We start from the raw sequence: 19,236 nt of genomic DNA, 5'->3' as shown, positions 1-19,236 counted from the left end.
GATACGCATTCACCCGGCTCGGGTGTTGAAGTTGGTAGCTAATCAACTTCTTCAGAGAGATACAAGGTCGGGTTAGCGGCGGAGCCGCGTAACCCGACATCGCCCTTGCTCAGAAAGCCTCAATCAAAAAGCTACTCCTAAAAACCTACTCCGCTACAACCTCCACCCAATACCCTTTGGTCTTCGCGTGAATTTTTTCATCGTACATGGCGTTGGCTTGCCAGGCCGGCAGATAAAACTTGCCGGCATAGGATGCATTCAATATTACCCGCACAGTCACGCTGGTTTGATTGCGGTCATTGTAGCGGTATGACCAATAGTAATCGCGCCAGAGGCTGAAATAACTCAATACGCGGTCGTCGCGAATATCCATGTAATCCAGCCCCTGCGGCAGCTGCGCGCCTTCCAGGCGTTCATTGCGAATTTGCCAGCCACTGGGCATGACTAGCGTGAGTGCAATATCCTCCACCCGACTGACCGGCAATGCGGCAAAGTCGGCACTCACTGTGACTTCGGCAATAAAATCTGTTCCCTGCGGCAAGGATTCAACGGACAACGGCTGGTTATCCACCGTCATAAAATCCACCGCGATATTTAATCCATGACGGCTCGCCGCTTCTTCCAGATTGGCCGGAATGCCGCGATTACTGACCAGCACCCGCAGGTTGTGATCGTCGTCGTTGCGTACCTGTAACTGGCTCTGTTCCAACGCCTGCCGATAAAAGGTTTCCGTGGCCTGGATGTTTTGCCACTTACCATTGGTATCAATCGCAAACCGCAAGTCATCGCCCGCGCCGGTGTGCTGCGCAAATTCACTCATGGCCAACAAGGCCCACGCGAGACTTTGCGTGCTGTACCAATTGCCGCTGGATAATTCGCTCGCAATGCTTTCCGCCAGCTGCCAGGTCGCATCGTCTTTTGCTTGATCATTACGCACACGGGTAATCAGCATGACACTGCGGTCGCGCAATTCCGACCCGTAGGTATAGCCGGAGACTTCATAGTTCGGCACCTGGTCACCCACATTGGCCAGCACATCCGTCGCCGCATCTTTTAAACCCATGTGTTGATAGGTCAACGACAATAAACGCATGGCGGTGATGTTGTAGCGATGGTCGGTGGGGCGACGCAGTTGTTCGCGCAGGCGATTCATCGCCGGCAACTCGGCTTTGTCTGCCAGGGCTAACGTGTACAACCGGTAAGCCGCTACGGTGGCATCGTAATCCTGCTGTTGGCCGCGATAATTTCTTGCCAGGTCGCGCTGGTAATTGATCCATTGATCCAACAAACCGGTGGGCACCGCATGACCGACACGTTTGGCCTCCAACAGGAAATGGCCCGCATAGCTCGAAGCCCAATCGTTGACGTAACTCGCGCCCGGCCAATAACTGAAACCGCCGTTGCCCTGCTGGAAACTCGCCAGTTTATTAATCGCGGCGCGCACATTTTTTTCGATGTCGGCTGTCTGTGCATCAGTCAATGCGACAAGGCTTGCCAGACGCAATTGCGGAAACGCCGCCGACACCGTTTGTTCAAGACAACCGTGGGGGTAACCAATTAAATAATCCAGCCGTTTTTCCAGATTCAGCGGTGGCAGGGTACCGACTTCCAGTGTGGTTTGATTGGTACCGGCCATGCCGTGGGGCGTTAACGGAGATTGCCAGGTTTCACCGGGCGCGAGTAATTTGCTTTCCCAGATCACCGACGGTGGATTGGCCGCGCGCGATTCGATAAAGATTTCCTGTTGTGCCATTTCATCACCGCTACGCGCGGTAATCATGACACGACCTTTACCGATACGATCATTCACCTTCAGGCGCAGGCTCGCAATCGCATCGCCGGGGTTGTCGAACGCCAGTGCGGCCTGTTTGTCGATCACGGTAAAGATGTCATTGGCCTCAACCGCAATATCGACGGATTTAATCGCTGCATCACTGACAAATACATTGACCGGCAGTGTCACCGCTTCACCCGGGCCAACCACCCGCGGCAGTGTGGCAAACAGGACAACCGGCTGCGTTACCGTCACGGATTTTTCCGCACTGCCGTAGGCGTTGACTTCACCTTCATCGCCCGCCACCACCATCACGCGCACGGCGCCCATGTAGGGTGGCAAGGTCACCTTGTGTGCGCGGCTAGCCTTTGCCTCCAGCGTAAAGGGTCCCATAAATTTCACGATGGGCGGAAAGCGACGTTCACGGCGTTTGTTGTCTGCGTCCTGATCGGCATCACTGCCACCGATGGCCAGCACGCGCTCCAGGGACGCGCCATACGCACCCACCACCTGATCAAATAAGTCCCAGGTCATCACGCCCAGTGCTTCGCGGCGATAAAAATGTTGATGGGCTTTGGGCACAGTGAAGCCGGTCAGTCCCAACAAACCTTCATCCACAATCGCCAGGGTGTAGGTCATGGCGCGTTGATTTTTTTCACTCACGCTCACGGTAAATTCTGTTTCCGGTCGCACCTCGTCCGGCACATCAACTTGCGGTTGCAATTGCGTGGCCGGGTCTTCCACCAACAGCGGCACTATGCCGTAAAGACGCATGGGTGCATCGCTCTCACGCGCCTGGTGCGGCAGCAACAAGGCAAGATTTACGTAAGTGTTGGGTGCCATCTCGGCGGTAATCGGGATGCGAATCTCGGCCTGATCCGGTTTAAGATCGAGCCAGCGATGCTCAAGCACACGGCTACCGTTTTCAAGGCTGAGCAATACCCGGCCCTGTTGACTTTGCGGTAAGCGGACTACCGCTGTATCGCCCACCCGATAATTTTCTTTATCGGTGGTCAACATCAACTGTGTAGCGGAATCAGGATTTTTTTGCTCGCTCCAGCTCCAGCCGAGGTACACAATTTGTCCGGCACAATGATCGCCCTGCGCGTCGCATACGCGAATTAAATGGCGGCCCCATTCATAGGTATTTTTCGCCAACGTCCAACGCGCGCGGCCATGACTGTCCGTGGTGAGTTTTGCCTGGCTTACCGGCGTATGGTTTTGATTACCCACATAACTGGCGAGATCTTCACTGTCCTGATCCCACCACCAGCGCCAGCCGATTTCATACACGGTGACATTCAGCGCGCGATTGGCGATTGCCTTGCCGTCGCGCCCGAGGCTCACAAAGGTCACCTCGTGATCCGAATCGCGACTGATCGCATCTTGATAACCGTCGCCCTTGGGCACCATTACACCGACCCAGTTATCGTAGGGCAACAAATCAAAACGGCGCAGTGTGGTGCTGAAATTGCCGCTATCTTCAAACACGCGCGTAACAAAGGTAGCGGACAACATGCCAGGCGGCGGCGACTCCACCGGTACATTCAAGGAAAATTGCGCACGCCCTTGGGCATTTAATTTTCCGTCAAACACTTTTTGCGAACTGCCTTCAAAACTGCGCGCCGGATCATCAAAGCTGAACTGATCGAAGCCATCAAAACGTGTGACTTTTGTACTGAGTTTTACTTCGGCATCCGCCTTCAACTGATTAGCCACCGCGCCGTGTAACCATTGTCCGAACAGGTTAACCTGTGCAGGCATAGCCGATAAACGCAAGGGCGTTTGATCAAGTGTTAAATCCACTTTCAGACGGTTTGGTGTAATGGTTTCAACCTTAAGGATTTTATCGAAATAGCGGTTGCCTACATGGACCACCACTCGCCAATTGCCGGTGGGTGCATTTTCTTCAGTGCGTAATTGAAAGCTGTAGAAATTATTGACCGGTTGTACATTGGTAAGGCTGGCCACTTTGTTGCCGCGCGGATCAAATAAATCCAGCTTGACCGGGTGGTCCGCCGGCAGGCGTTGTTCTTTGTCCTGCAAGATAAACGTCAGAAAGATATCGTCGCCGGGGCGCCAGACATCGCGCTCGCCGTAGATAAAACCTTTTAACCCGCCTTTAACATTTTCACCGGCCACATCAAATTGATTGGTGGGTAAGGCTTCGTTGCGTGGCACGCGTAAAAAGCCCATTTTTTTATCACGCTCTGCAGTGACATAAAAAGGCGTGCCGTCGGTGGTGACCTCGGTCATTCCGTAGCGATCCGTTTTAGCGGAGCCGATCACTTGCTGCTGATAGTTGAATACCTTGATATCGGTGTTCGCCAAAGGCGCCGCATCATTTAATCCGGTGGTAATCACATGCAGGGTATTGCCGGTACCACGCTTGGCCATGATGCCGATATTGGACACCATAAAAGTGCGGCCACTGCTGACATTATCGCCGTAGGCGTAATAGGCATCGTGACAAGGATTGTTGCGTTCACTGTAATTCCAGTAACCACTGGATTCGTAATATTGACGATACCAATCCGGCTCCTGTTCGCGGGCGTAGTAATCCAATCCATCGTAATTTTCCGGCATGGCCGTGGTGGGTTCCGCTGGCCGCTCGCTTTCGCATTCGTAGATGGCATTGCTGCGATCCACACGCAATTCCAGCCGCACTAAACCGTCCGGGTGTTGCGCCATCAAGTCGGTCAGGTCGAGGTTGAAACGCTGACTGGCTTCGCGCGGAATATCCGGCAGGCGGTAGGTTTTACGCCACAAATATCGGCCGGTACTGGTATCGGCCACATCCGTGGCCAGGTTGTAGCGCTGTAAAAACTGGCCGATGTTATTTGCGTAAACTTTAAACGCAATCACCTGCACCGAATCCACGCCCACGGCTTCAAAGGGCACAGAGATTTGTGAAGCCGGCGGCAGGATACTGCTGTTGCCTGTAAAATTTACGCCGGGTTTGGCCACCGCCATCATCAAGGTATGGTGATAATCCTCCGGGAGATTTTTTTGCTGGCTACTGCGTAGCATGGATGACACCACGAGCTCCGCTTCACCATTTAATGGCTGCGCGGGATAAACGCGCAAGCGACTGCCGTCCACTTGTACCCGCACATTATCCTGGTTGGCCAGACGCACCAGACCGCGTAGATTTTGCCGAGCATCCAGCGGCTCGGAAAAATCAACTTCTACATAAATGTCCGGGTGACGCACCACCCGCGCGTGGGTGACCAAAAATTGATTGATCGCCGGCACCGTAATATCGCGCGCACCTTTTTCGTCGGAGCCGATCGCGCTGCCATCCCATTCCAGGCGCAGGCTGCCGGCTTCGGCGCGGCGGGGAATATCAGCGAGGGTAAAGCTGTAGGTTTTGTTGTCGCCCTGGGCTTGCCAGGTCATCGGCAGCGTATTTCCACCGAGGCTCGCCGACAGAATTTTTTCCACCGCCCTGGCATCGGCACTGTCGGTCGTTATCAATTGACCCGACAGTGTCATGCGGTCATCCGCGTTTTGCTGGCTCACCAAGCCGTCGATCTTCAGATCGAAATCCTGCTTGATGGTATGCACCTGCACATCGAACGTCGGCATGTCTTTATCCACACCTTGCAGATGTTTATTGCGCACGCTGAGCGTGAACTGGCGATCATTGGGCAGGCGGGTGTTGGGGGTAATGCGCAGTTCATCCACCGCTGTGAAGACGGCCGTCACCGGATGATCCGGCTTCAATACCACCAGGCCGTCCACCGGCTGATTGAGTTTTTCTTCATCCACCACCGGATGGCTGAAACGAATCACCATCGGCGCATCCGTCGCCACCCAGCGCCGCGGGTAATCGACAATATGAGCATCCCAGGCGGAGGTCGCGGCCTCTTCACCGGGCGTATCTTCAGGCGGGGTATCCGTGGTGCGATCACAAGCGGTAGCAACAAACAGAAGGGTTAGCAGCGCAAACAGTCTGCGGGCGGTGAGTAACATCATTGCCGATTCCTTGTCGGTGGTGTGTCAGTGTGAATGTCTATTTTTAGATTGCGTAACAGTATGGTTCAGACTGTGGTGAATATCGTTTGGTTGCACCACAAAATATGGCTTTATTCTGCATTGAGTTCCCGCCTTAACAATGCCTGGGCATCCGCTAACAACTCCTCAACCTGCTGTCGCTCGTCGTTGGTGAGGATTTTATAACCGCGCGGTTGCTGTACAACGGCATCCCACCAGGGCCAGCCGTAACCCCAGCGGTAGGTGGTGACCCAGAAGGGGCTGCCGCCCCAGCGGACATTGCTGTACACAAAACTTCCCAGCATGGGCGAGGCCGCTTCGTTGATACACAGTTCCAGTCGGCGATCCGATAACTCGCGCTGTTTCTCGGTGCCGCCGAGCCAGTAGTCAAAGTCGTGGGCCACACAGCAGTGGCGCCAGCGCGGCAGGTCGCCGGGCAGGCCATCGAGCATCATGCTGCAGCCGTCGGTGGTGAAGTGTGCGAGTGTATTTAGCTGCGCCAGGGTCGGCGCAGCCCACACTGTCCAGCACATGATGATCAGGCCGATCCTGATGGCACCCATGATGTTTCCGCCCCCGTGGCTGGTGTAAACGCTCCGGCATTGTACAATAGCCGCCTTTGTCTCCGCCGCTCACCGCCCTGGACCTTGCTATGAACGAGAAAAAAACCACCCATTTTGGTTTTGAAGAAGTTGCCGTTGACGAAAAAGCCGGACGCGTAGCTGACGTGTTTCATTCCGTCGCCGCCAAGTACGATGTGATGAACGACCTGATGTCCGGCGGTATCCACCGCCTGTGGAAGCGCTTCACCATTGAAGTGTCGGCGGTGCGCAGCGGCCATAAAGTGCTCGACATTGCCGGCGGTACCGGCGACCTGAGTTACCAGTTTGCCAAGCGCGTCGGCAGCGACGGTCTGGTGGTGTTGGCGGATATCAACGAATCCATGCTCAACGTGGGCCGCGACCGACTGATTGATCGCGGTGTGGCGGGCAATATCCAGTTTGCCCAGGCCGATGCCCAATACCTGCCCTTCCCCGACAACACCTTCGATTGCATCACCATCGCTTTCGGCCTGCGCAATGTAACGGACAAGGACCTGGCCCTGCGCGCCATGTTGCGTGTGCTCAAACCCGGCGGTCGCCTGCTGGTGCTGGAATTTTCCAAGCCGCAGAACAGCCTGCTGGAAAAGGTGTACGACACCTATTCATTCAAGGTCCTGCCGCTCATGGGCCGCTTGATTACCAACGACGCCGACAGCTACCGCTACCTCGCCGAATCCATCCGCATGCACCCGGACCAGGCAACCCTGAAAGCCATGATGGAAGACGCGGGCTTTGTAAATACCGAATACCACAACATGACCGGCGGCATCGTCGCGCTGCATAAAGGGATCAAACCCTGATGGATGCCACCCTCTCCACGGCGGCTCTCGCCGGACTGGAAAAACTGATCAACACCGCCCTGCGCTATGATCCCGGCACCCGCATTGCCCTGGCGAACCTCGCGGATCAGGTGCTGGCGATCCAGGTCACCGCGCCGGCATTTACGGTTTACCTCACGCCCGACGACGCGGGCATTCGCCTGATGGGCCATTGGGAAGGCGAGGTTCACACCCGCTTGCGCGGCTCCCTGCCCGCCCTGGCGCGCCTGGCTCGTAGTGAACAGACGACCTTTGCTGACAGCGGTGTAGAGGTGATGGGAAACACCGGGTTGCTGGTAGATTTGCAGCTCCTGCTGAAGAATCTGGATATCGACTGGGAAGAAGCACTGACGGAAATCCTTGGCGATGTGGTGGGACACCAGGGCGCACAGATGCTGCGCAGCGGCGCGCGTTATACGCAGGATCGTGCCGGTGAGGTGAAGCGTTTAGTGAGTGAGTTTTTGACCGAAGAATTAGGCACCTTACCTTCCAGAAATGAATTGGAAGGGTTTTATCAGGATGTGGATGACTTGCGCTTGCAGGCGGATCGTTTGGAAGCGCGGATCAAACAGTTTTTAAAGAACAGGACACCGTAGGTCGGATTAGCCGAAGGCGTAATCCGACAAATACTCAGATATTTATAACTTGTGCCTCACCCTAAATCGCGTCGGATTACGCCGCTACGCGGCTAATTCGACCTACATGAGAACGCGGTGGTGGCCGAGGATCGGGTGAAGGTAGGTGAGACCATCACCCGCAGGGATGCGGGTGTTGAGCCTACATGGACGACCCACAGGGATGTGGGAAGTGTCCCGAAGCGCCGGGAGCGCGTAGGGGCCGTATTCACGGCGTGTCTCACCTGCCTTCACCCGGTCCTCTCCCCAAATTAATTAAAAAGGATTCACGTGATCGTATTGCTTCGTCTTCTGACTATCCTGCGCGTTTTCCTGCGTTATCGTCTGGATCAAATTTTGCCGACGGAACAATTGTCGCTCCGCATTCGGTTATTGCTGCTGCCCTGCAAATTATTTCCCACACCGTCCCTGAATCGCGGTGAACGCTTGCGGCGGGCGTTTGAAGATCTGGGGCCGATCTTTATCAAGTTCGGTCAGTTGCTTTCCACGCGCCCGGATTTAATTTCCGACGATATTGTGCGCGAACTCAATCACCTGCAAGACAATGTTAAACCCTTCGATGCCAATCAATTTCGTGCATTGGTGGAGTTGGCGCTGGGTGCGAAGGTCGAGGATGTTTTTCTGGAGTACGAGCAGGAGCCGCTGGCATCAGCGTCGGTGGCGCAAGTGCACGGCGCGGTATTGAAGAATGGCCAGCGGGTGGTGATCAAGATTATCCGTCCCGGTATCGAACGCATTATCGCGCAGGATGTACAACTGCTGTTGCATCTGGCGCAGTTGGTGGAAAAACACAGCCGCGATGGCAAGCGCCTGCGTCCGGTGGAGGTGGTGGAAGATTATCGCATCACTATCTTTGACGAGTTGGATCTGCAACGGGAAGCGGCCAACGCGTCGCAGCTGCGGCGCAATTTTGCCAATTCGCCCTTGTTGTATGTGCCGGAAATTTACTGGGATTACACGTGCAACAATATTCTGGTAATGGAGCGCATCCACGGCATTCCGGTCACTGATCTTGCCGCGCTGAATGCGCAGCATACCAATATGAAAAAACTGGCCGAACGCGGCGTGGAGATTTTTTTCACGCAGGTGTTCGAACACAATTTTTTTCATGCGGATATGCACCCCGGCAATATCTTTGTGGCGGAAGAACATCCTGAGTTGCCGCAATATATTGCGGTGGATATGGCCATCGTTGGCTCGCTGACGCGGGAAGATCAGTATTATCTGGCGCGCAACCTGCTGGCGATGTTCCGCCGGGATTACCGCCAGGTCGCGGAGTTGCATGTACAAAGCGGATGGGTGCCAGCCCATACCCGCGTGGAAGAATTGGAAGCAGCGGTGCGCACCGTGTGCGAGCCAATCTTTGAAAAACCCTTGAAAGATATTTCCTTCGGCCATGTGTTGATCAGCCTGTTCCGTACCGCGCGCCGGTTTGATATGGAAGTACAACCGCAACTGGTGTTGCTGCAAAAAACCCTGCTGAACATTGAAGGCTTGGGCCGCCAGCTTTATCCGGACCTGGATCTCTGGACCACGGCGCATCCCTTCCTCGAACGCTGGCTGAAGAAACGTTTCCATCCCACCACCTTGTGGAGCGAATTAAAACGCTACGCACCGGAGTGGATGGAGAAATTTCCGCAGGTACCACACCTGGTGTTTAACAGCCTGGAACAATTACAGAATCTCGGCGAAGTCGCGCCACAACTGCAGGACATTCGCGCGCAACTGGAGCGCAATGACCGCAAACGCATCCATCGCCGTCGCGGGGCCGTCATTGCGTTACTGGCATTCGGTGGCGCCATTGCCATAGCCTGGCCCGATATTGGCGATGCGGTAGTGCGCTCGGTGGATGAGGTGACGCAGACGGATATTCCGGTGGGCAGTTATATTCTTGCCGCTATCGGTGTAGCAGCCTTATGGTTCCGTCGGTAAATATTAGTAGGTTGGCTTAGCGCCAGCGTAAGCCAACGCAGTGTTGGAAAATGGGTTGCACTTGGAATTACGCGTGTATTACCTGGAGATTTGTTTGTCGGATTACGGCCTGCGGCCTAATTCGACCTACGTGATGGTGTATGGTGGTTTATCTTAAAATTTTGTTTTTTATCCTGGTGTGCGCCTTGCCGATCTTCGGCGCGCGGGATATGTGGGTGCGGCTGGATTTTATCTGGCCCGCGGTTATTTACAGCCTGCTCAGCCTGACGACGTTTTTTATTTACCGCAGTGACAAACGCCGCGCACAACAGGGTGAGCGTCGCTTCACAGAAAATTCCCTGCAACTTTTTGCACTGCTGGGCGGCTGGCCCGGTGCGCTGCTTGCGCAACAATTGTTTCGTCACAAAACCCGCAAGGTTTCATTTCAGCTTTTATTCTGGTTTATCGTCGCCCTGCACCTCGCCTTCTGGTTCGACTGGTTTCTCTCCGGCGGTCATTACTCTGCGCTGGTTTTGAAATTCCTGATGGGCCGTTAAGGTTCCCCCTGCCATATCACGCCGACCCGCTTGTCATCGGATTCATGTTAGTTAGAGCACTGACATAGCCGGCGCCTCGTCCTAGCATCGCTTGACTGCCCCTTCTTGCGCGCTGTTACCAGCGTGACATGCACCCGGTTAACAGGATGTGATGATGACCCAATCGCTGCAAGATTCCGCTACCTCTCGCAACACGGCTCGCCCCGTGTATCTGGTGGATGGTGCGCGCACGCCGTTTTTGAAAGCCCGCGGTAAACCCGGCCCCTTCTCGCCGGTGGATCTGGCGGTGCAATGTGGTCGTCCGCTGCTGTTACGCCTCGATATCCCCGCCGATGCTTTTGACCAGGTGATCCTCGGCTGCGTCAATGTGGTGGCCGGTGAGATGAACCCTGCGCGCATCGCGGCGTTACGCCTGGGGATGGGTGAAGCCATGCCGGCGTTCACTGTACAGATCAACTGCGGTTCCGGCATGCAGTCGGTTGATACCGCGTTTCGCTACATCCGCGAAGGCTCGGCGGACCTGATCCTCGCCGGCGGCACAGAGGCCCTGAGCCATGCCCCCATGGTGCTGGAGGACGAGGCGGTGAAATGGCTCGCCGGCATCCAGCAGGCCAAAAGCCTTCCCGAGCGACTGCATCAACTCGCAGGCTTCAAGCCGCACTTTCTGAAGCCGGTCATCAGCCTGAAACGCGGCCTCACCGATCCCATCGCCGAACTGAACATGGGACAAACCGCCGAAGTAATCGCTCACTTATTCGATATCACGCGGCTGCAGGCAGATGAGTATGCGGTGTCCAGCCATCACCGCCTGGCCCGCGCCCAGCAGGAGGGCTGGCTCAAACAGGAAGTCATGCCCGCCTTCAGCGATGTGGGGGAATTATTTGAACAGGACGACGGTGTGCGTCCCGACAGCTCGCTGGAGTCCCTCACCAAACTGAAACCGGTATTCGAAGCGCCTTATGGCAAGGTCACCGCCGGCAACAGTTCGCAGATTACCGATGGCGCATCCTGGCTGGTGCTGGCTTCGGAAGCGGCGCTCCAGCAATACCAACTCACACCCAAGGCAATGATCATCGACAGCGAATGGGCGGCACTGGACCCGGCGATTATGGGGTTGGGTCCGGTGCTCAGCTGCTCCAGTTTGTTGGCGCGTAACCAGTTAGGACTGGATGACGTCGACCTGTGGGAACTCAACGAAGCCTTTGCCGCCCAGGTGCTCGCTTGCCTGGCGGCCTTCAACGATCCCGATTTCTGCCGCACCGCCCTGGGCCGCGATACACCCTGGGGCCTGATTGACCGCAACCGGCTGAATATCGACGGCGGCGCCGTCAGCCTCGGCCACCCGGTGGGCACCAGCGGTAACCGGATCGTGTTGCATCTAATGAATGCCATGCAGCGCAACGGGTTCAAACGTGGCATCGCCACAGAATGTATTGGCGGTGGACAATCCGGCGCCATGTTGATTGAAGCAGTCTAGGGAGCACCTCCATGGCCGGCCACATACTTCAGACACTCTACCAACAGGAACGCCAGCTGGGCCCATTCGGCCGGGGCGACCTGGTTGATCCCGACGTGAATCCCTGGCAGCACTGGCACCTGCGCACCAATGACCAGGGCATTGCCTGGCTGGTACTCGACCGGGCAGACACGGGGACCAATTCCCTGTCGCAGGCGGTATTGGAAGAGCTGGGGCAAATCCTTGATCAGCTGTTGCTCAACAAGCCGCGCGGCCTGGTGCTGCGCTCCGCCAAAGACAACCACTTTTGCGTGGGCGCTGATATCCGCGAATTTCGCGCCCTGGAAACCACCGAGTCGGTGGAGCAGAAACTCCACGCGGCCCACGCCGTGGCGGACCGCCTCGCCAGCTTGCATTTCCCTACAGTGGCCGTGATCCACGGCAACTGCTTCGGCGGCGGGCTGGAGCTGGCACTCTGCTGTCGCTATCGCCTGGCAGTGCCCGGTGCCAGCCTGGGCTTTCCTGAGGTGCAATTAGGCTTGCATCCCGGTCTGGGTGGCACAGCCCGGGCAACTCACCTGATTGATCCGGTTGCCGCCATGACGATGATGCTCACCGGTAAACCTGTGCCCGCCACCAAGGCCAAAAAGCTGGGGCTGGTGGATGCACTGGTGCCGGAGCGCCATCTCGCCAATGCCCTTGATGCCGCGCTTAAAGGCAAGTTACCGCGTCAACAGCCCGGCCTGAAAGCCCGCCTGCTGAACAGTGCACCGGCACGACAGTTGGCAGCCAAAAAAATGCGCGAGCAAGCCGCGCAAAAAGCGGCGCCGGATCATTACCCCGCGCCGGAAGCCCTTATCGAACTCTGGGAAAGGCACGGCGGCGACAGTGCAGCCATGCGCCGCGCTGAAGTCAGTTCGTTCGCACGCCTGTTGACCGGCCACACCGCGCAAAACCTGATTCGCCTGTTTTTCCTACGCGAAACCATGAAAGGCATCGCCAAAGCACAGCCGGATTTTCACTGTAAGCGGGTGCACGTCGTCGGCGCCGGCGCCATGGGCGGCGACATCGCTGGCTGGTGTGCCTTACAGGGTATGACCGTAACCCTGTCTGACCAGAAACCGGAATCCATCGCCCGCGCGGTCAAAAACACCGCCGCGCTGTGCGATCACAAGCACCTGGGGCCAGCAGAAAAGCGGCGCGTGCTGGACCGCTTGATCCCTGACCTCAACAATCTGGGCGTGCGCACTGCCGACGTGGTGATTGAGGCCGTACCGGAAGACATCGCTATCAAACACAAGGTCTACCGCGCCATTGAGCCCAAGCTCAAACCCGGCGTCATACTCGCCACCAACACCTCCAGTATTCCGCTGGACCGGCTCAAGGAAGGTCTGCAAAACCCGGAGCGCTTGGTTGGGCTGCACTTCTTCAACCCGGTAGCCAGGATGCAACTGGTAGAGGTCGTCAGCCAGCGCGGCATCAACGAAGACACCTATCAGAAAGCCCTGGCCTTCACTGGCAAGATCAGCCGCCTGCCGGCGCCGGTCACCAGCGCACCGGGCTTCCTGGTCAACCGCGCCCTGACGCCTTATTTGCTGGAAGCCATGGTGATGCTCGACGAAGGCATTGCACCAGAAAGCATCGATAGGGCCGCTGAGGAGTTCGGCATGCCGGTGGGTCCGGTGGAACTGGCAGATCAGGTTGGCCTGGATATCTGTCTCGGTGTGGCGGATATGTTGCGCAAACAGCTTTCTACCGAGATGGCGCCCATCCCCGCTTGGCTGCGCCAGAAGGTGGAAGAAGGCAATGTGGGTAAAAAATCCGGCCAGGGACTGTATGTGTGGCAAGACGGCAAGGCGCAGAAAAAGAAAGAGGTGCCCAAGGCGCCGGATGGCACCATCAACCGCCTGATCCTGCCGATGCTCAATGCCTGTATGAGCTGCCTGCGGCTCGGCGTTGTGCCGGACGAAGACATCCTTGACGGTGCCATGGTGTTCGGTACCGGCTTTGCGCCCTTCCGTGGCGGGCCGATGCACTATGCGCGGCGCAATGGTTTTGCCGAAATTGCCATCCGTCTGGACGTGCTGGAACAGCAATACGGCGCGCGTTTCCGACCCGATCCCGGCTGGCGCAAGGGCCATGAATGAGATAAACCAGCCGCCATCGCGCTTTTCTGATCCTGATGCACTGGCCGATGCCGTGATCGAACGGGTGGGCAAACGCATCGTGCTGGGGTTGCCCCTGGGGTTAGGCAAAGCCAACGAGTTCGCCAACGCGTTGTTCGAGCGCGCCCAGGCTGATCGCAGCATCTCCCTCACCATCTTTACCGCCCTGACGCTGGAGGCGCCGCCTGCCAGCAGCGAGTTGGCGCGCCGCTTCCTCGACCCCTTGCGTGACCGTTTCTTTGGCGATTATCCCCGCCTTGCCTATGCGCGGGCGCTCAGTCAGGGTTCCTTGCCCGGCAATATCCGCGTGCAGGAATTCTTTTTACAACCGGGTAAATGGCTGGGGAATGAACAGGTTCAGCAAGATTATGTTTCGCTCAACTACACCTACGCCTTGCAGTTTTTACTCAATGCGCGGGTGAATGTGGTCGGCCAGCTCCTGGCGCCGCCGGCCGATTATCGTTCCGGTCAACTACCCGCCCAGGTCAGTTTGAGCAGCAACCCGGACATCACCGCCGACCTGCTGGATCTGCGCCGGGCGGGCCAACTAGACTGCCTGATGGTAGGGGAGATCAACCGCCACCTGCCCTTTATGCACGGCGCCGCCGAACGCCGCACCGACGAGTTCGACCTGCTGCTGGATACCGGCCCGGTGCACTTTTCCCTGTTCAAGCCGCCACAACAACCCGTCAGCCTGGTAGATCACGCCATCGGTTTACAGGTCGCGCGGTTGATCCCCGATGGCGGCACCTTGCAGATCGGCATCGGCTCCATTGGCGACGCCATCGCCGGCGCGCTGATCCTGCGCCAGCAAGACAACGACATCTTCCGCACTGGCGTGGGCAACCTGCTGGGTAATCGCAAAACCCTGCCGGGTTATGAAGCGCCCTTTCAGGAGGGGTTGTATGGGTTAAGCGAGATGCTGGTGGAAGGTTTTCTGGCGCTGATTGATGCCGGCGTTATCAAACGCGCTATCGATGGCTATCTGATGCACGCCGGTTTTTTTATGGGCAGCCCGAATTTTTACCAGATGCTGGAGCAGATGGACGCCGCTACCCGCCGCCGGATTGCCATGATGCCGGTGTCCTTTATCAATGAGCTATATGGCGACGAACCGCAAAAACGTCGCGCGCGCGTCAAGGCGCGCTTTGTCAATTCCGCTCTGATGGCGACTCTGACCGGTGCCGTGGCATCCGACGGCCTGGACAACGGCCAGGTCATCAGTGGTGTCGGCGGCCAGCACAACTTTGTGGCCCAGGCCCAGGCACTACCGGACGCCCGCTCCATCATAACCCTGCGCGCGACCCGAACACACAAAGGCAAGCTGCAATCCAATATCTGCTGGTCCTACGGCAACATCACCATCCCCCGGCATATGCGCGACATTGTGGTGACCGAATACGGCGCGGCGGATTTGCGTGGCAAAAGCGATGCCGAGGTGATCACTGCGCTGCTCAATATCACCGACTCGCGCTTCCAGCCGGCATTGGTGCAACAAGCCAAGCGTGCGCGCAAAATTCCGCAGGATTATCACATTCCCCCGCTCTACCGACACAACACGCCGGCCTATTTACACCAGGCACTGGAGCCACTCCGTGCACGGGGTTTTCTCGGCCACTTTCCTGTCGGCAGCGATTTTACGCCGACTGAACAACGGCTCGCGGCGGCGTTGAAAATCCTCAGCGAACAGCAGGGATCCTGGCGATCACTGTTGGGGCTAATTAAAAAATCCTGGCAGCAACCGCCGGATAAAACGGCCCTCGCCTGCCTGCAACGCATGAACCTGGACGCGCCTGCGTCATTGACATTACGACTTTACCGGCGCCTGTTGATTGGTGCGCTATATACGTCTTATTAAGGCAAATGTCCGGAACTCGCTTCATTCCTCCCAGTCGCACAATCAGGGCTTTGCGCTCTGTGTCATTCATCGAATCACCCACACCAGAGGAGACGAATCATGAAAGTCAGAGATGCCATGACCAGTCAATGCGAGTTCATTGAACCCGACGATAACTTGCAACAGGCCGCGCAAAAGATGCGCGATTTAAATTGCGGCTTCTTACCGATTGTTCGCCCTTCCACCGGTGCACTGGAAGGGGTGATTACTGATCGCGATATCGTCGTGCGTGCGGTGGCCGACGGGTGCGATCCGACGGAAACATTACTGAACCAGATCGAAACACCTAACGTGCTTTATTGCTACGCCGACGATGGTCTGGAGGCCGCAGCGGATAAGATGAGCGAGCAAGGCGTGTATCGCCTGGTGGTGCTCGACGCGCCGGAAACCAAACGTCTGTGCGGTGTCCTCTCCCTCGGTGATGTTGTGCGGCACAATGAAGAAATGCTCGCGGCGGAAACAGCGCGGCATATTTTGATTAATGCGGCGTGATAATCAAATGGACGAAAACGGGTTGTAGGGCGTTTTGATTTGCGATGTTTTTTTGCGAGGTATTGTTTTGCGAGGTGTTGTTGAGCGGGGTGTCGGATTACACTGCGCTAATCCGACCTACGGAAAAGCGCGCCTCATGTAGGTCGGATTAGCGCAGCGTAATCCGACAAACCTTTAGGGCACAGACTGCCCCACTAACACAGGCTGATACCGTTTCACGGTATATCCTTCAGCCGCAAATAATTCCAACAAATTGTCCGGCCCGGTGAAGTGCATCGAATCCACCAACACCATCTCAACATCCTCACTTTTTAACATCCCGGCAAATGTCGGCAGCCAGGATTTGTTGCGCTTGACGACCAACTCGCTATACAGGCCCGGTGCCTGGGTGCGTAATTTTTTTCCTTTGATTTCATCCAGCTTTTCCATATCCCCTTTACGCCAACTCTGCGTGGCTTGTTGAGTAGTTGCGGACAGGTTTTCCAATTCTTCCAGGGTTGCTTTGATTAATGCATCGGCATCCGCATCATTAGCCACTTGTAAAAAGCGAATCTGCTGGTCGATAGATTCCAGGGCAATCACCGGTTTACCTGCGCGGCGGGCGCGATAAAAATAATGCGCATCCACACCGTTGGTAAATTCCAGGCGTTTGGTTTCCATCAAGGTGAGCGTAAAGCTGGCAAAGGCGGGTTTGAACATAAACAAACTGAATACCGGTACGCGACGCTCCTGGGCAAACTTTTCCAGCGCCTGCCACACCGGCGCGGACAATACCGACTTCAAATTGCGGCCATCGGTGTACATACTCGCCTGCATGGCGCGCACCCCGAAATCCGGCTGGTTCACGGCATGGATGTCGCGCTCCACATACAGCGCATCAGCCTGGCGAAAGGCTTCATCAAATTCAGCCGGCAGGGGATACGCCGACTTTTTTAAAGCACCCAGGCTCGCACCCAACCAGAACTTATGCTTGCCGTGGGATACTTCCCAAATCGCGGCATCCGCCAGACTGGCCTGGGTAATAAACAGAAGTGCCGCCGCTGAAAAAAATTTTATCATCATGGGATCAAAAAAAGCGTCGGGTTCAGCGGCATACCCGCTGCCCCGACTACCCTCCATATTCTGCATGCTATCAATCAATTCAAAGAAAGGATGTCTTTCCACTAACAGCGAAGCGCATGGGTAATGCAATGGTATTGTTTCGATGGAATTTGCCAGCCAAGGTTCAGTAAAAATCAGTCGGCTTGCAGCATAAATGTGACCGGCCCATCATTTATCAAACTGACCTGCATATCGGCAGCAAAGATGCCCGTGGCAACTTGCGGATGGCGTTCGCGCAGACGCGTGACGAAATAATCATAGAGCTGCTCCGCTTGTGCAGGCGGTGCCGCTGAAGAAAAGCTCGGGCGTAGCCCTTTGCGAGTATCGGCAGCGAGAGTGAACTGCGAAACCACCAGCACGCCGCCATGGATCTGTTGCACGTTGCAATTCATCTTGTTGTCCTGATCGGCGAAGATGCGATACGCCAACACCTTGTCGAGCAGTTTGTCGGCACTGGCCTGGGTGTCCGTCTTTTCTATACCGAGGAGCAACAATATCCCCCGATCTATCGCACCGACATCTTTCCCATCTACCTCAACAGAGGCGCGCCTGACCCGTTGAATCAAACCTAACATAGTTATCCTTGTTACTCTCTATCTATTACTGATTGGCCTGCTTGCGGAATTCACTCGGTGTCATACCGACTTTTTTCTTGAAGAGCGCATTGAAAGTTGCCTTGCTGTTAAAGCCCATCTCGTACATGAGGTCGATCATATTCTTGTCGGCTGTCTGCGGGTCTGCCAACAGACGCTTGGCTTCTTCAATACGGTAGTGATTAACAAATTCAAAAAAATTGCAGTTGAAATGGCGATTAATAACATTGGACAAGGTGCGTGAGGGCACGTGTAATTGCCCTGCCAGTTTTTCCAGCGTTAGCGCAGGAATCAGGTAAGGTTTTTTATCCTCCATCCACCGGCTCAGGGTTTCTGCCATCTCTGGCTTGAATTTATCCTTGCCGGTTTCCTCTTTGCTGCTCTCCGCCTCCGGTGTGCGCGTTTCTAATCCTTCACACACCGTTGAATGGCTCAGCCCAAAAAAGATCAGCACGCTCACCAGAATAAACGTGATGTAATTGCCGAATAATCCCGCCGCTCCGAAATCTACCGACACGCCATACATAATCGACAGGATCACCATCACCGCCACCAATACAGCCCACACCCGAATACCGAGGAAGCCGATCACCAGCAGGCGCAACCAGGTCAGGTCCAGTTTATCAATGTCGGAATAATTGTGTTTTAAATGCTTGCCGTAGCGGCGGATTTCCAACAGACACATCACCCCCAGGGCCGCGCGAAACAGATCGCGAAACAAGGTCACAAAATTCATGTAATGGGGCGCAACCTGTAGATCATAGGTTTCCTGGATCACTTTCTTGGTGGTGAAGTCGAGACTGTAATAAAACAGTAATTGATGCAGGAAATACACCGCGAATGGAATCAGGTACAGCAGGTCGCGCGCGGTGAGACGGTAATCCTTATACACCAGCGAGCGGGTGTACCAGAGTAGCAGCGGCCCTTCGAGCCAATAACCAAAACCGAAGACATAAAACAGATTGGGTGACCATTCCAGGGCAATAGCCCGGAATTCGGCGCCGAAGCTGATCAGGATGTCCAGCGGAATGGCCGCTTGCTGTAATAGAAACAACGCCAACAGCGTGTTGGTCAAGCGCCGTTCGCGGCGCGCGGTCAGTAATAAAATGGCAAAGAGAATACATTGGTAGGCTGTCATCAACAGCACAACGTCGTGGGTATTAAAGATTGTTGCTTCCATGGGGATACCATCGAAAAGGATGCGCGGTTTTGTCGTTATTGTTCACATCCCGGGCCCGG

The 19,236-nt window shown here is 55.9% G+C and carries 13 protein-coding genes; 8 read left to right on the top strand and 5 right to left on the bottom strand.

Annotated features, from left to right (window positions below; genetic code table 11):
• Positions 1 to 145: 145 nt before the first annotated feature.
• Together ACSV5M_RS10480 and ACSV5M_RS10475 are read right to left on the bottom strand one after the other, a co-directional pair.
• A complete protein-coding gene (locus ACSV5M_RS10480) occupies positions 146 to 5,752 on the bottom strand; it encodes an alpha-2-macroglobulin family protein (protein ID WP_439176090.1) in 5,607 nt (1,868 codons plus the stop codon).
• A gap of 110 nt (positions 5,753 to 5,862) precedes the next feature.
• Positions 5,863 to 6,333 (bottom strand): helicase, encoded by a 471-nt coding sequence (locus ACSV5M_RS10475; protein WP_439176088.1) that lies wholly within the window; start codon positions 6,331 to 6,333, stop codon positions 5,863 to 5,865.
• An 89-nt stretch (positions 6,334 to 6,422) separates the two neighbouring features.
• Between ACSV5M_RS10475 and ubiE the strand changes: the two genes are divergently transcribed.
• The 8 genes from ubiE to ACSV5M_RS10435 all read left to right on the top strand — a co-directional run bounded on the left by ubiE (position 6,423) and on the right by ACSV5M_RS10435 (position 16,303).
• Positions 6,423 to 7,172, top strand: a complete 750-nt coding sequence (ubiE, locus tag ACSV5M_RS10470) for a bifunctional demethylmenaquinone methyltransferase/2-methoxy-6-polyprenyl-1,4-benzoquinol methylase UbiE (RefSeq protein ID WP_439176086.1) — start codon at positions 6,423 to 6,425, stop codon at positions 7,170 to 7,172.
• Positions 7,172 to 7,786, top strand: a complete 615-nt coding sequence (locus ACSV5M_RS10465; RefSeq protein WP_439176084.1) for a ubiquinone biosynthesis accessory factor UbiJ — start codon at positions 7,172 to 7,174, stop codon at positions 7,784 to 7,786. The genes ubiE and ACSV5M_RS10465 overlap by 1 nt, the downstream gene beginning before the upstream one ends.
• Positions 7,787 to 8,095: 309 nt before the next feature.
• Positions 8,096 to 9,757 (top strand): ubiquinone biosynthesis regulatory protein kinase UbiB, encoded by a 1,662-nt coding sequence (gene ubiB / locus ACSV5M_RS10460; RefSeq protein ID WP_439176082.1) that lies wholly within the window; start codon positions 8,096 to 8,098, stop codon positions 9,755 to 9,757.
• Between the two features lie 140 nt (positions 9,758 to 9,897).
• Complete coding sequence (locus ACSV5M_RS10455) at positions 9,898 to 10,293, top strand: DUF1294 domain-containing protein (RefSeq protein WP_439176080.1); 396 nt, start codon at positions 9,898 to 9,900, stop codon at positions 10,291 to 10,293.
• A 151-nt stretch (positions 10,294 to 10,444) separates the two neighbouring features.
• Positions 10,445 to 11,770 (top strand): acetyl-CoA C-acetyltransferase, encoded by a 1,326-nt coding sequence (locus ACSV5M_RS10450; RefSeq protein ID WP_439176078.1) that lies wholly within the window; start codon positions 10,445 to 10,447, stop codon positions 11,768 to 11,770.
• An 11-nt stretch (positions 11,771 to 11,781) separates the two neighbouring features.
• On the top strand, positions 11,782 to 13,896 hold the full coding sequence (locus ACSV5M_RS10445; protein WP_439176076.1) for a 3-hydroxyacyl-CoA dehydrogenase NAD-binding domain-containing protein: 2,115 nt from the start codon (positions 11,782 to 11,784) through the stop codon (positions 13,894 to 13,896).
• Positions 13,889 to 15,772: an acetyl-CoA hydrolase/transferase C-terminal domain-containing protein gene (locus ACSV5M_RS10440; RefSeq protein WP_439176074.1), complete on the top strand. Its 1,884-nt coding sequence runs from the start codon at positions 13,889 to 13,891 to the stop codon at positions 15,770 to 15,772. Before ACSV5M_RS10445 ends, ACSV5M_RS10440 begins: the two co-directional genes overlap by 8 nt.
• 99 nt (positions 15,773 to 15,871) lie before the next feature.
• Positions 15,872 to 16,303: a CBS domain-containing protein gene (locus tag ACSV5M_RS10435; RefSeq protein ID WP_439176072.1), complete on the top strand. Its 432-nt coding sequence runs from the start codon at positions 15,872 to 15,874 to the stop codon at positions 16,301 to 16,303.
• Positions 16,304 to 16,477: 174 nt separating this feature from the next.
• Here the strand turns inward: ACSV5M_RS10435 and ACSV5M_RS10430 are convergent, their stop codons facing one another.
• The 3 genes from ACSV5M_RS10430 to ACSV5M_RS10420 all read right to left on the bottom strand — a co-directional run bounded on the left by ACSV5M_RS10430 (position 16,478) and on the right by ACSV5M_RS10420 (position 19,177).
• A complete protein-coding gene (locus tag ACSV5M_RS10430) occupies positions 16,478 to 17,431 on the bottom strand; it encodes a TraB/GumN family protein (RefSeq protein WP_439176070.1) in 954 nt (317 codons plus the stop codon).
• A gap of 107 nt (positions 17,432 to 17,538) precedes the next feature.
• Positions 17,539 to 17,979 (bottom strand): D-aminoacyl-tRNA deacylase, encoded by a 441-nt coding sequence (gene dtd / locus ACSV5M_RS10425; protein WP_439176068.1) that lies wholly within the window; start codon positions 17,977 to 17,979, stop codon positions 17,539 to 17,541.
• A gap of 25 nt (positions 17,980 to 18,004) precedes the next feature.
• Entirely contained in the window at positions 18,005 to 19,177 is a 1,173-nt protein-coding gene (locus ACSV5M_RS10420; RefSeq protein ID WP_439176067.1) for a helix-turn-helix domain-containing protein, read from the bottom strand.
• Positions 19,178 to 19,236 lie beyond the last annotated feature (59 nt).

The sequence above is a fragment of the Cellvibrio sp. ARAG 10.3 genome, assembly GCF_051846955.1.
Taxonomy (GTDB): domain Bacteria; phylum Pseudomonadota; class Gammaproteobacteria; order Pseudomonadales; family Cellvibrionaceae; genus Cellvibrio.
The sequence above is the reverse complement of the archived record's forward strand: the minus strand, read 5'-3'. Positions and strand labels throughout refer to the sequence as shown.